Raw genomic sequence first — 13,296 nt, 5'->3', positions numbered from 1 at the left:
CGAACCTTGGACCGAGCGCTTCGGGCATGCCGGCCCAGAAGCGGCGTCGAAACTGAGGCCGAGTGTCTCAGGTGCTCTGGCTCAGAAGCGGCCAGATCCTGAGCGGAGGGTCTTCGGCATGGCAGAGACGCGCAGCTAGGTTCGCACCGTGCCGCGCCTGTTCGTCGCCGTGTGGCCGCCCCCTTCCGTCGTCTACGAACTGGCTGGGCTGCCAAGACCTTCCGAGCCGGGTGTCAGCTGGACCAAGCCGCACCGCTTGCACATCACGCTCCGGTTCCTCGGCGAATGCGACACCGGCGAAGCGCTCAGCACCCTCAGCGCGCAGTCATTCGGCGGGACATCGGTAACGCTCGGACCGGCGCCCGAACGACTGGGTCGGGGAGTGCTCATGCTTCCGGCGGTCGGCGCCGACGATCTCGCCGAGTCCGTCATCGACTGCACTCGCTACATCGGTGATCCGCCGCCGGATCACCCTTTCGTGGGGCACCTCACGGTTGCCAGGTTCCGCAAGCGGCAGCCGACGGTCGACTGGCCACGCCTGGGTGAGACGTTCGAGGTCACCGAGATCAGCCTGGTCGAGTCAGCACCGTGGGGCGAGTACCTGGATGTTGCGAAGTTCCCGCTCCACGAGCATTCCAGACCCGATCCGTGAGGCGAATCGGCCCGTCGGGATGTGAGAACCTTGCGGTGAACACCGCAGCAGGGGGAGCCATGGGACTTCACCACGTCGCCTACGCAACACGGGACCTCGAGGCGACGCACCGCTTCTATGAGGACCTGATGGGCTTCCCGCTGGTCCACGCCGAGCAGGCCGAGCGGCCGCGTCCCGACGGCGGGCCGACAGGCCACATCAAGCACGTCTTCTACGACATCGGCGACGGCGAGTGCATCGCCTTCTTCTTCATCCAGAACATGGGCGAGCAGGCCGACTACAGCACCGACCTCAGCGCGACGGTGGGGCTGCCGGTGTGGGTCAATCACGTCGCCGTCCGGGCGACGCCAGAGCAGCAAGAGGCTGCCCGCGAGCGCATGGCAGCCGCCGACATCGAGCCGCTGATGGAAGTGGACCATGGCTGGTGCCATTCGCTCTACTTCGTGGACCCGAACGGGATCATGGTCGAGCTCTGCCGGGACACCACCGGCATCGAGCCCGATCCCGCCGAGGCGCTGGAAGTGATGCGCTCCCCCATCCCCGCCGACGCCTCGGCCTGAACCAAGGGCCGGTCGGAAGATGGGAATCACCCGCGAGTTCGTCGCGCTGCCGAGCGCCGGCGCTCCCCGGTCCGGCGTGGGCGGGCATCCCTGCCAAGGCGTCTACCACCGGCCCGAGGGACACGAGCCGCGCACGGCCCTGATCGCAACCCACTACAACATCGATTTCAGCGAGCACTACCTGGCCAGCTACATCGCCGAGCGGGGCCTCGGCTTCCTCGGCTGGAACACCCGCTTCCGGGGCGCCGAGCCCTACTTCCTGGCCGACCTGGCGCTCGCCGACATCGATGTCGGCGTCCGCTGGCTGCGCAGCCAGGGCGTCGACTGCGTGGTGCTGCTGGGCAACAGCGGCGGTGGCTCGCTCATGGCCACCTACCAGGCACAGGCCACGGCGCCCAATCTGGTTCCCGAATACAGCCGGCGAGGTGTGCACCCGGCGATCGAGGACCTGGCGGGAGGCGACCTGTACGTCTCGATCGTGGCGCACACGGGCCGTGCCGAGGTGCTGACCAACTGGATGGACCCGTCGGTCACCGACGAGAACGATCCGCTCAGCGTCGATCCGGCCCTCGACCCGTTCGGCGCCGACCGGCAGCCGCCGTTCGATGCTGATTTCGTCGCGACGTACCGGCGTGCCCAGCGTGCTCGCAACGAGCGCATCACCGCCTGGTGCAAGGACGAGCTGGATCGGCTCGCGGCAGCGGGACACCGCGAGCGCCTGTTCGTGGTGCCGCGGCTGTGGGCCGACCTGCGGATGCTCGACGGTTCGATCGACCCCAGCCAGCGCATCGTGCCCGGCTGCTACCTCGGCGATCCGCGCCGGGCCAACTACGGGATCTTCGGCGTCGGAACGGTGAGCTCGCTGCGCACCTGGCTGTCGATGTGGAGCCTCGCCGACTCGCAGTGCAGCACCGACCAGGCGCGGCACATCGATCTCCCCGCGATCGTCATCGACGCCGATGCCGATACAGGCATTTTCTCCTCCGACACCGCCAAGATCGTCAACGCGCTGCGCGGCCGGCCCAGTGCACCGGACGTGCCGGTGCATTCCATCTCCGGCGACCACTACCTGACAGAACCGGCTGGTGCGCGGGCCGAAGCAGCCGACCTCATCACCGACTGGGTCCGCACCCACACTGCCTAGAGAGCGCCCGCGATGCCCGATTTCCTCGACACCGAGCACACTGAGGTGCTGCGCACTGCTGAGCGGCTGGCTGACGAGCTGGTGGCGCTGTCGGACCGGATCGCCGAGAGCGACATCGGGCCAGCGGTGCGGGAGGCATCCAAGACCGCCGGTGTATTCGGCATGACCCAGCCGATGTCGGTCGGCGGCACTGCGGCGGGCGCTTTGGCGCTGGCCGTCGTGCGTGACACACTCGGCAGCCGCAATGTGGGTCACCTGCCGGGTGTCTTCGGGCCGTCGCCGGGGGTGCTCGCCGAGGTCGGCGAGCCGTTGCGCAGCCAGTTCCTGCTGCCGTATCTCGCCGGGGAGCTGCGCAGCGGTTTCGGGTTCACCGAACCTGCCGATGCACCGCGCCACACCTGGGCGCAGCGTGACGGGGACGAACTGGTGGTCAATGGAGCGAAGTCGTACGTGACCGGCGGCGCAGACGCCGATTTCATCAACACGCTGGTGGAGGTGGAAGGGGTCGGCACTGCGATGGTGCTCATCGAGACCGACCGTGCGGGCGTGACGCTCGAGAAGCGCTTCGGCACCCTCGACGGCAGTCACCATGCTGCGTTCACGTTCACCGATGTACGCGTTCCGGCGACCCACCTCATCGGCGAGGCCGGGGGTGGCCTCCGACGGGCGATGAGCCAGATCAACGCCACGCGCATGGCGATTGCAGCCGAGTGCATCGGCCAGTGCCGGTTCGCGATCGACCTCGTCGAGCAGACGCTGGCTGAGCGGGCGGAGCTGCGCAGCTCGACAGACGAACCGGCGCGGGTCGGCACCGACCTGGAGCGGGTGACGCTGGGAGACATGCGGATCGCCGCCTACGCAGCTCGCAGCGCGCTCTACCGCACGGCACTCCTGCTCGATGCCGGCGAGAACGCTGTCAACGAGGTGATGGCGGCCAAGTCGCTGGCCACCGAGACGCTGAGCCGGGTTTGTGACGACGCGGTGCAGCTTGTCGGGGGCACCGCGCTCGTGGACGGCCACCCGCTGGCCGACATCTTGCGACGCGTGCGCGCACTGAGGCTGGCAGAGGGACCCACCGAGGTGCTCGCGGCCAACGTTGCCCGCGGGCGCCTCGATCTCGGTTTCGGCCGCGTGTGAATGCTCGGCTGGAGTTAGTCCCAGCCGAGTTCGTGCAGCCGGTCGTCGTCGATGCCGAAGTGGTGCGCTATCTCGTGCACCACCGTCACCAGCACTTCTTCGACGACGTCGTCGGCCGTCTCGCACATCTCCAGGATCGGCAGCCGGTAGATAACGATGCTGTCGGGCATCGCCAAGCCGCCGTAGTCGTGGCGCTCGGTCAGCGGGATGCCCTCATAGACACCGAGCAGGTCCGGATCCTCCCCGCGGTCCTCCACGAAGATCGCCACGTTGTCCATCAGCGAACGCAGCGCGTCCGGTATGTCTTCGAGCGCCTGCTCCACCAAATCGGCAAAGCGGGCCTCGTCCATCTCGAGCACGCCCCCATCCTGCCGGGCGAGCCGGCCCGCGTGAGGGGCAATAGACGAATCGGGGTCGGGCGCTGTGCTGGGGCCAGCAGTAAGTTGCACTGCGTTTGATGCCCAGCACTAACGTGCTGGCGTGCACGAGCTCGTCGTCACGGGAAATGATCCGGATGCCGCTGCGGACGTAGCGGCATCCGTCGGGGGCGTGTGTTACGCGGCCGACCCAGACGACCGCCGCGAGTTTCCCTTCCGCACGCTCGTGCGCGCCATGACCGATTCCCCAGACCTGCTGACACCCGCCGCAACGGTCGGTACCTACCTGGCGTTCTCACGCGTCATCCGCGAGCGCCCCCTGGGGTCTGACCCGGGCACTGCCTCGCCGGGCCTCACCGCCATCTTCCCGATGGTCCACCACCCACGGCTGACGCACGCGCAGGGAGACAGCCACTGGCGTGACACCCACGTGCCGCTGGCGCTGCAGCACCACCCCGGCATGTGGGACTACACCCAGCTGAGCGTCGTGGCCACCCTCAACGGCCCGTCCTATGACGGCTTCGCGCTGGTCGCGTTCGCCTCGCTTGAGGACATGCGTGAACGCTTCTTCGGCGACGACCACGACCGCGACGTCATCCGTGCCGACGTGGCGAAATTCGCCGACACTGAGCGCTCTCCCCGGCGGGTGATCGTGACCGAGACGATCTACCGCCAGCGTCCCCCGCTGCCAGCAGTGACCTGGCCGCACGACTAGCTCGCGCGCCCCCAAGCGAGCCTCAGTCCGCCGCGCGCCATGAGCCAGCCAGCGAACTCATCGTGACTGCCGCGCCCCACGCCGAGGCATTCAGCCCTGCCCGCCGGATCGGCACGCTGCTGACGCTGGCCGGGGCAGCGGCGGTGTCGCAGTCGTTCGGCCGCTTCACCTATTCGCTGCTCTATGCCGACATGCGCGACGGGTTCAGCCTGTCCAACACCGTGGCCGGTGCCCTCGGCTCGCTGAACCTGCTGCTGTACGTGGTGGGCTCGCTGGTGGTTGCGCTGACGGTGGGACGCACCGGCTTGAGCGGTGCCGTGCGAATCGGCCTCGCCGGCAATGTGGCCGGCTTGGCCCTGCTGGCCTGGAGCCCGAACGTAGGCGTCGCGGCCTTCGCGCTCGCATTGACGGGCTTCTGCGCGGCTGGAGTGTGGGTAGGCACTCCCGGGCTGGCCGCGGAGTTGCTGGGGCCCGAGCGGCGAGGCGCCGCAGCCGGCTGGATGACCGGCGGGGTCGGCAGCGGCATGGTCGCGGCGGCGGCCATCGATGCGCTGCTGAGCCGCTCCGACAGCTCACAATCCGGCGAGGCTGTGCTGGTCGCGGCCGATCTCAGCCATCCGCGCAACGTGTACCGGGTCGAACTCATCATCGGCGCGGCGATTTTCGTCACCCTCGCCGTCGCCGTGCGCAGATGGGCACGCACACCTGGTCGTACGGGCTTCGGGGGCGCCCGCGCAGCGCTCGCCAAGGTTCCCCGGGCGGGCCAGCTCATCACTGCCTACACGTTGCACGCCTTCGTCGTCACGACAGTGCTCACGTTCATCGTGGACCACCTCGAGGGCTACGCCGACCTCTTCAGCTCTCGGGATGCTGCGATCGCATTCTCGTCGATCGGCATCGGCAGCATCGCCGGCGGGCCGATCTTCGGACGCTCAGCCGACCGTCTTGGCAGGCGGCGCACCGTCACGATCGGGTTCTGCGTGTCGATGATCTCCATGGTCTTCATGACGGCCTACCCCCTGCTCGAGGTGGGCGGGCGGGCGCTGGCGTGGACGGCGGCATTCATCTTCGGCACGGCCTTCACCGGCATCATCACATCGATCGCGGCCCGGGTCAGCGACAACCTCTCCGGCGACGAGTTCGGCGCCGCCTACGGCGTGGCCACGATCGTGTTCGGCCTCGGCTTGGCTGCCGGGCCGTGGCTCGGCGGCGTGACGGCCGACTGGTTCGACAGCTTCGGTCCCGCATTCGGGCTTGCCGTCGCGGCGTGCGTTTTGGGCATCCTGCTCACCGGCTGGGGCGACGACCCTGTGCCTACCGAGCAATCCGGGGCCTGAGCCGACTGACCCGAGCCAGCCGATCCCGGATTAGCTGAATTCGGGTTCGTCCCACCAGGGGAAATACTCGGGCAGGTCCTGGGTGGGGCGCAGCGAGAATTCCGGCGGCCGCTTCTCGAGGAATGACGCAACGCCCTCATGAGCGTCAGCGCCCCGTCCGAGGTGGAAGATGCCCCGGGAGTCGATCTTGTGAGCCTCCATCGGGTGATCGGCAGCCAGCATGCGCCACAGCATGTGGCGGATCACCGTCACCGAGACTGCCGAGGTGTTCTCGGCGATCTCCGCCGCAATGGCCCGGGCCGCCGGCAACAGGTCGTCCGGCTCGTGCAGGCTGCGCACCAGCCCGCCTTCGAGCGCCTCCTCGGCATCGAACACACGGCCGCTGAAGCACCACTCCAGCGCCCGCGACAACCCCACCACGCGCGGCAGGAAGTACGACGAGCAGGCCTCGGGCACCACGCCCCGGCGGGCGAACACGAACCCGATGCGGGCCTTGGTGGACGCCAGCCTGATGTCCATCGGCAGCGTCATCGTGACGCCCACGCCGACCGCCGGACCGTTGATTGCCGCGATCAGAGGCTTGTTGCACTCGTACAGGCGCAGCGTGAGCAGCCCGCCGCCGTCGCGCATCCATTCCAGATCGCCGCCCTCGCCCCGCTCGGAGGCTCGCTCGGCCTTGCGTTCATCTGACTGGCTGTCGAAGTCGAACGTGTCGGCGCCCCCGCTCAGGTCGGCCCCGGCGCAGTAACCGCGGCCAGCACCGGTGAAGATCACCGCCCGCACATCGTCGTCGGCATCGACCAGGTCGATGGCGTCCGTCACATCACGCAGCATCTGGCTGTTGAACGCGTTCAGGCGCTCGGGTCGATTCAGCGTGATGGTGGCGACACGGTCGTCAACCTCGTACAGGATCGTCTCGAACTCCGGCACAGCGCCCCCTGGGTCAGTGGCCGCCCGAAGGTGCCGGACGGCGGTGTCGGCGGCTTTTCTACACGCCCGACCGACCCCTACGTCGAGCGGCAGGTGGAGTTCGGGCCCGACTACACGTCGAGGAAGCGGCTGGCTGCGAACGCCGAGCCGATCATCCCGACGAGCACACCGGCGATCACCGTGACGAACACCACGGTCGTGAACTGATTGGACGTGACCACGAACGACCGGAAGAACGCCAGGATGTCCGAGCGCGAGAACAGGCCTTCGACGTGGCCGCGCAGTGCTCCCGCAGCGATTGCCCCGATGATGCCGCCGGCGAGGCCGTGCAGCATGCCTTCGAGCATGAACGGGAACCGGATGAAGCTGTTGGTGGCGCCGACCAGCTTCATGACCTCGATCTCGCGCCTTCGGGCGAACATCGCAACGCGGATCGAGTTGAAGATGAGCATGACGCTGGCGCCCGACAGCACGATCGAGAGCAGCAGCACGATGCCCTGGAACGACGTGAACCATGTGCGAATGGCGTCAACTTCCTCGCGCCCTGTCTGCACCGACAGCACGCCGGGCCGCTGGCGGAACTGGGCGGCCAGCGACTCGATCAGCTCCGCCTCGACCGACCGGGGCACCACCCGGTACGACGCGGGCAGCGCTTCGGGCGACACCTGGGCGAGCAGCTCGGGCTGGTCGGCCATCTGCTGGGACACCAGCGCGTAGGCCTCCTCGGCGCTGAAGAACTCGATGCGGTCGATCTCGGGGTGGGTCTGCAGCTCGATGCCGAGCGCATCGATCTGGCTGGGATCGATCTGGGGGTTCAGGAACACCTCGAACTGGACGCCGCCCTCCCAGCGATCGAGGGCATTCCCGCTGGCGTAGCCCGCCATGAGCCCCATGCCCACCAGCATCACGCCAACAGCCACCGTGAGAATCGCAGCAAACGTCAGTGTGAGGTTGCGCCGGATGTTCGTCCAGGTTTCCCGCGCGAAGTAGCGGATCCGGCTCACAGGCTCGCCCCATCGACAGGATGCGAAGCGAGCCCCTCCGGCGAGTCGGATTCGCTGCCGTAGGCGCCGCGCTGCTCGTCACGCACGAGCTCGCCGTGGCGCAGCGCGATCACCCGGCGCCGCATGCGGTCCACGATCGTGCGGTCGTGAGTGGCCATGACCACCGTGGTGCCCGTGCGGTTGATCCGGTCGAGCAGCGACGTGAGCTCTTCTGAGGTGTCGGGGTCGAGGTTCCCGGTGGGCTCGTCGGCCAGCAGGATCAGGGGCCGGTTCACGAACGCCCGGGCGATGCTCACACGCTGCTGCTCGCCGCCTGACAGCTCGTCGGGAAACCGCCGATGCTTGTCCTCCAAGCCCACCAGCTCCAAGATGGCCGGCACCTGCGTGCGGATGACGTTCTCGGGGCGACCGATGACTTCGAGCGCGAAGGCCACGTTCTGGTAGACGGTCTTGTTCGGCAGCAGCTTGAAGTCTTGGAAGACCGAACCGATGTTGCGTCGCAGGTAGGGCACGCGCCAGCTGTTCAGCTTGGACAGGTCCTTGCCGGCCACGTGGATGTCGCCGGCCGTGACCTTCTCCTCGCAGGTCATGAGGCGCAGCATCGTGGACTTGCCCGAGCCCGACGGCCCCACCAGGAAGACGAACTCGCCTTTCTCGATGTTGAGCGTCACTCCGTTGACCGCGCGCGTCTCGCCCTTGTAGATCTTCGTGACGTTGTCGAAGCGGATCATGCGCGCCCCAAGGTACGCCAGCGACCCGCCGCAGCCCGGTCACCGACCGGCCCAGTCGTCTAGGTCTCGACGGCGGTGGGTTGCTGCGAGCGCTGCCAGCGCAGGTACGCCTCCATCAGGCCGCTGAGGTCGCCGTCGAGCACGGCATCGACGTTGCCGATCTCCATGCCGGTGCGCAGATCCTTGACCTGCTGGTAGGGGTGCAGCACGTATGAGCGGATCTGGCTGCCCCACGCCACGTCGCGTTGCTCGCCTGCCAGCGCGGCAACCTCAGCCTCGCGTTCGGTCCGCTGCAGGTCGGCCAGCTTGGCCGCCAGCATCTGCATCGCACGATCCTTGTTCTGATGCTGGCTCCGCTCGTTCTGGCAGGCCACCACGATCCCTGTGGGCAGGTGTGTGATGCGCACAGCGGAGTCGGTGACGTTCACGTGCTGGCCGCCCGCGCCCGACGAACGGTAGGTGTCGATTCGCAGATCGCTCTCGTCGATGGGCACCTCGTCTGACACCTCATCGAAGAACGGCACCACCGACAGCGACGCGAATGCTGTGTGCCGGCGCGACTGCGAGTCGAACGGCGAGATGCGCACCAACCGGTGCACGCCCCGTTCCGCTGCAAGGAACCCGAACGCGTGCCGCCCCTTGACGAGAAACGTCGCGGAGCTGATCCCCGCTTCCCCGCCGTCGGTTGCCTCGGTCAGCTCCACGGTGAAGTCGCTGCGCTCGGCCCATCGCTGGTACATGCGCAGCAGCATCTCGGCCCAGTCACAGGCGTCGGTGCCCCCGGCCCCCGAGTTGATCTCGCACACGGCGTCGTTCTCGTCGTGCTCGCCGCCGAACAGCGCCATCAGCTCGATGTCGGCGAGCCGGCTCTCGGCCGCGGTGACCACCTCGTCGATCTCGGGCAGCAGCTCTGCGTCGTCTTCTTCGATTGCCAGCTCGACCAGTGCCGTCGCATCGTCGACCTCGGCTCGTGCCCGCTCCCAGCGCTCGATGTCGTCGCGCACTCGCGACAAGCGTGTGGTGACCGCCCGGGCGCGGTCGGGCTCGTCCCACAGCGACGGCTCCGATGCCTCGGTCTCCAGCCCGTTCGCCACCGCACGCGCCTCGTCGATTCCGAGGTACTGATGCGCCTCGCTGACGCGCCGATCCAAGTCGGTCAACGCGTCGGCAAGGTCACTCAAGGATCGGCTCACCGCAGCGCCCTAGCGACCGCAGCAGTGCTTGAACTTGCGGCCCGATCCGCAATGGCAGGGATCGTTGCGGCCCAGCTTCTCCTGGGCCGACTTGACCACGGTGCCGGTCGACGCGGCGGCAATCCGGCGCGACTGCGACGGCCCGCTGGGACCCCGCTGCGCCGGTGGCGCGGGGCCGGCAGCCGAGGCGCCGTTGCCGGCTCCGACGGTGGCGGGCGTGAGGTCCGGCGCCGAATACCGCACGTCGGTTGCCCCAGCTGCGTCGTCCGCCGCCCTTGACCGTGACGGTCCAGCCGGCAGGGCCGCGCCATCGGTTGCAGCCTCGCCGTCAGGCGGCGCCGAGGTGACCTGCACGTGCATCACGTAGGTCACGAAGTCGCGGTAGACGCGTTCGAGCATGGCGCCGAACATGTCGAAGCCCTCGCGCTGCCACTCCGCCACTGGGTCCTTCTGACCGATGCCGCGCAGGTGGATGCCCTCGCGCAGATGGTCCATGTCGGCGAGATGCTCGCGCCAGCGCTGGTCGATGAGGCGCAGCATCACCTGGCGCTCCACCTCGCGCATCGCCTCGGGACCGATCTCGGCCTCCCGGGCCTCGTAGTGGTGCACGCCGTCGGCGCACACCAACTCCACGGCGTCGTCGACGCTCCAGTTGCGCTCGCCGTCGCCCGACAGCTCCGCAGCCGTGAGCTCGGTGGGCCAATAGGTGCCCACCGTGGCCAGCAGCCCGTCGAGGTCCCACTCGTCGGGCACTTCGCTTGCGCAGTGATCCAGCACCGCAGCTTCGGCAGCGTCACGGAGATACCCCAGCGATTCGGTGCGCAGATCGTCGCCGCCGAGGATCTGCTCGCGCCGGGCATAGATCACCTTGCGCTGCTCGTTCATCACCTCGTCGTACTTGAGGACGTTCTTGCGGACCTCGGCGTTCTTCTGCTCGACGGTGTTCTGCGCCCGTTCAATGGCCTTGGTGACCATCTTCGCCTCAAGCGGCACGTCATCGGGCAGGGTGCGATCCATCACCCAATTCACGGCACCCGTCGCGAACAGACGCATCAGATCATCTTCCAGCGAGAGATAGAAGCGGCTCTCGCCGGGATCGCCCTGCCGCCCTGCACGACCGCGCAGCTGGTTGTCGATGCGCCGTGACTCGTGCCGCTCGGTACCCAGCACGTACAGGCCGCCGAGCTTGCGCACCTCGTCGCCTTCGGCACGGCACTCAGGCTCGTAGCGCTCGGCCCGGGCCACCAGGTCCGCTGTGTTGTCCGCATCATCCGGGTCGAGCTTCTCGCGCAGCATGTCGCGCCGTGCCAGACCCTCGGGGTTGCCGCCCAGCAGGATGTCGACGCCGCGGCCGGCCATGTTCGTGGCAACGGTGACCGATCCCAGCCGGCCCGCCTGAGCGATGATCTCGGCCTCTCGCGTGTGCTCCTTGGCGTTGAGCACGTTGTGATCGATTCCCCGGCGTTCGAGCGCTGATGACAGCTTCTCGGAGTTCTCCACGCTGACCGTGCCGACCAGCGTGGGCTGCCCGGAGCGGATCCGCTCGGAGATGTCGTCGACGACCGCCTCGAGCTTGGCGGCCTCGGTCTTGTAGATGAGATCGCCCTGGTCGTCGCGCGCCACGGGCAGGTGGGTCGGCACCGGCACCACGTCAAGTCCGTAGGTGCCGTTGAACTCGGCGGCCTCGGTGGTGGCCGTACCGGTCATGCCGGCGAGCTTGTCGTAGAGGCGGAAGTAGTTCTGCAGCGTGATAGTGGCGAGCGTCTGGTTCTCCTCCTTGATCGCCACCCCCTCCTTGGCCTCGACCGCCTGGTGGAGACCCTCGCTCCAGCGCCGCCCTTCCAGGATGCGGCCGGTGAACTCGTCGACGATCTTCACCTCGCCGTGCGAGACCACATAGTCCTTGTCGCGCCGGTACAGCTCCTTGGCCCGCAGCGCTGCGTTCATCTGGTGGACGAGATTGGCCGAGACTTGGTCGTACAGATTGTCGATATTGAGCGCTCTCTCGACCTTGGAGATGCCCGGCTCAAGCACGGCCACGTTGCGCTTGTCTTCTTCCACCTCATAGTCGACGTCACGGGTCATGGTGGCGGCGATGCGTGCGAATTGCTGGTAGAGCTTGGCGGCGTCCGCGACCCGGCCGCTGATGATGAGCGGCGTGCGGGCCTCGTCGATGAGGATCGAGTCGACCTCGTCGACGATGCAGTAGTTGTGGCCGTGCTGGACCTGAGCGCCCCGGGCCGGCGCCATGTTGTCTCGCAGGTAGTCGAAGCCGAACTCGTTGTTGGTGCCGTAGGTGATGTCGGCTTCGTACTGGCGGCGTTTGTGCGCTGCGTCATAGGCGCCGGGCACCACCAGCCCCACGTCCAGGCCCAGGAACCGGTGGATCCGTCCCATCCACTCCGCATCGCGTGCGGCCAAGTAGTCGTTGACGGTGACCACGTGAACGCCCTTGCCGCTGAGCGCATTGAGGTACACGGGCAGGGTGGACACCAGCGTCTTTCCCTCGCCGGTACGCATCTCTGCCACCCAGCCGAAGTGCAGCGCCGCGCCGCCGATGAGCTGCACGTCGTAGTGGCGCTGGCCGATGACCCGGCGCGCGGCCTCGCGGGTGACTGCGAACGCATCGACGAGGACGTCGTTGAGGTCGGCGCCGCGTTCCAGCTCAGTGCGGAACTCGCCCGTGCGGGCCCGCAGCCCGTCGTCGGAGAGGCGCTCGATCTCCGGTTCGACGGCGTTGATCTCGGGCACCAACTCGGTCAGCAGGCGCAGCTTCTTGCCTTCCCCGGCACGGAGGACGCGCTGAAACAGAGCCACAAGCGCAGGCTACCGCTGCCCCCCGACGCCAGAGCCGAGGATTAAGCGCTCAAGGTCAACTCTCAGGCGTCGATCTCGATGAGGCCGGCGTCGCCGTCGGAGCGGAGGTACACCACGCTGGGCTTGCTGGTGTCTGCGTTCACGAAGAGGAAGAAATCGTGATCCAGCAGCTGCATGCGGGTGACGGCTTCGGCGGGATCCATCAACTCCAGGTCGAAGCTCTTGCGGCGCACGATGCGCGGCACCCACTCGGGATCCTCAGGCCTCGCGGTGGTCTCGGGCGCCGCAGCACCGTTGACGAGGTCGTTCTCGAGACGTGCAAGCGGATGATGCGCCTCGTCGCGGTGCAGGTTGGGACGGTGCCGTCGCACGACGCGGGTCTTGAGCTTGCGGAGCTGCTTGCCGAGCTTGCCGACTGCCAGGTCGACTGCCTGGTGCTGGTCGACACCGGCGACTGAGGCGCGCACGTGGTGGCCATGGCCGAGCAGCGTTACCTCCACCTGCTCCCGCTCAGCGATGCGAGGATTCTTCTCCTCGCGGAACACCACCTCGGCACGATCCAACCCGCTGACGAATCGATCCAGTGCCCCGATCTTCCGCTCCACCGCAGCCCGCACATCGTCGGGAACCTGAACTTTGCGACCCGTGATGGTGATCTGCATTGCCTCGGCTTTCTGAGCATCTGCACGGCGGCTGCAG

General features: G+C 67.8%; 13 protein-coding genes. 6 read left to right on the top strand and 7 right to left on the bottom strand.

Annotated elements, in window-relative coordinates; genetic code table 11:
* Positions 1-148 precede the first annotated feature (148 nt).
* The 4 genes from ACOGI8_RS05160 to ACOGI8_RS05145 are packed head-to-tail and all read left to right on the top strand — an operon-like array spanning position 149 to position 3,493.
* The gene (locus ACOGI8_RS05160) at positions 149-652 is read left to right on the top strand and encodes a 2'-5' RNA ligase family protein (protein WP_419855817.1); all 504 of its coding nucleotides are present in this window, start codon (positions 149-151) and stop codon (positions 650-652) included.
* Positions 653-711: 59 nt separating this feature from the next.
* Positions 712-1,212, top strand: a complete 501-nt coding sequence (locus tag ACOGI8_RS05155; RefSeq protein WP_419855816.1) for a VOC family protein — start codon at positions 712-714, stop codon at positions 1,210-1,212.
* 19 nt (positions 1,213-1,231) lie between these two features.
* Positions 1,232-2,356 carry an alpha/beta hydrolase family protein gene (locus tag ACOGI8_RS05150; protein WP_419855815.1) on the top strand — a complete coding sequence of 375 codons (1,125 nt, stop codon included), beginning with the start codon at positions 1,232-1,234 and terminating at the stop codon, positions 2,354-2,356.
* Positions 2,357-2,368: 12 nt separating this feature from the next.
* On the top strand, positions 2,369-3,493 hold the full coding sequence (locus ACOGI8_RS05145) for an acyl-CoA dehydrogenase family protein (protein WP_419855814.1): 1,125 nt from the start codon (positions 2,369-2,371) through the stop codon (positions 3,491-3,493).
* Positions 3,494-3,507: 14 nt separating this feature from the next.
* Here the strand turns inward: ACOGI8_RS05145 and ACOGI8_RS05140 are convergent, their stop codons facing one another.
* A complete protein-coding gene (locus ACOGI8_RS05140) occupies positions 3,508-3,852 on the bottom strand; it encodes a metallopeptidase family protein (protein ID WP_416246681.1) in 345 nt (114 codons plus the stop codon).
* Positions 3,853-3,973: 121 nt separating this feature from the next.
* On the opposite strand from ACOGI8_RS05140, the gene ACOGI8_RS05135 reads away from it, so the two are divergent.
* Together ACOGI8_RS05135 and ACOGI8_RS05130 are read left to right on the top strand one after the other, a co-directional pair.
* The gene (locus ACOGI8_RS05135; RefSeq protein WP_419855813.1) at positions 3,974-4,585 is read left to right on the top strand and encodes an EthD family reductase; all 612 of its coding nucleotides are present in this window, start codon (positions 3,974-3,976) and stop codon (positions 4,583-4,585) included.
* Between the two features lie 62 nt (positions 4,586-4,647).
* A complete protein-coding gene (locus ACOGI8_RS05130; protein ID WP_419855812.1) occupies positions 4,648-5,922 on the top strand; it encodes an MFS transporter in 1,275 nt (424 codons plus the stop codon).
* Between the two features lie 30 nt (positions 5,923-5,952).
* Here the strand turns inward: ACOGI8_RS05130 and ACOGI8_RS05125 are convergent, their stop codons facing one another.
* From ACOGI8_RS05125 to hpf, 6 genes are all read right to left on the bottom strand, one after another.
* Positions 5,953-6,852 (bottom strand): crotonase/enoyl-CoA hydratase family protein, encoded by a 900-nt coding sequence (locus tag ACOGI8_RS05125; protein WP_419855811.1) that lies wholly within the window; start codon positions 6,850-6,852, stop codon positions 5,953-5,955.
* Between the two features lie 110 nt (positions 6,853-6,962).
* On the bottom strand, positions 6,963-7,856 hold the full coding sequence (locus ACOGI8_RS05120; protein ID WP_419855810.1) for a cell division protein FtsX: 894 nt from the start codon (positions 7,854-7,856) through the stop codon (positions 6,963-6,965).
* Entirely contained in the window at positions 7,853-8,587 is a 735-nt protein-coding gene (gene ftsE, locus ACOGI8_RS05115) for a cell division ATP-binding protein FtsE (RefSeq protein WP_419855809.1), read from the bottom strand. Before ftsE ends, ACOGI8_RS05120 begins: the two co-directional genes overlap by 4 nt.
* A gap of 59 nt (positions 8,588-8,646) precedes the next feature.
* A complete protein-coding gene (prfB, locus tag ACOGI8_RS05110) occupies positions 8,647-9,768 on the bottom strand; it encodes a peptide chain release factor 2 (protein ID WP_419856367.1) in 1,122 nt (373 codons plus the stop codon).
* Between the two features lie 21 nt (positions 9,769-9,789).
* A complete protein-coding gene (gene secA, locus ACOGI8_RS05105; RefSeq protein ID WP_419855808.1) occupies positions 9,790-12,597 on the bottom strand; it encodes a preprotein translocase subunit SecA in 2,808 nt (935 codons plus the stop codon).
* A 62-nt stretch (positions 12,598-12,659) separates the two neighbouring features.
* Positions 12,660-13,259, bottom strand: coding sequence for a ribosome hibernation-promoting factor, HPF/YfiA family (gene hpf / locus ACOGI8_RS05100; protein ID WP_419855807.1), 600 nt, complete (start codon positions 13,257-13,259; stop codon positions 12,660-12,662).
* Positions 13,260-13,296 lie beyond the last annotated feature (37 nt).

This window comes from Candidatus Poriferisodalis sp. (assembly GCF_965204195.1).
In the GTDB taxonomy this organism is placed as follows: Bacteria; Actinomycetota; Acidimicrobiia; order Acidimicrobiales; family Poriferisodalaceae; genus Poriferisodalis.
The sequence above is the reverse complement of the archived record's forward strand: the minus strand, read 5'-3'. Positions and strand labels throughout refer to the sequence as shown.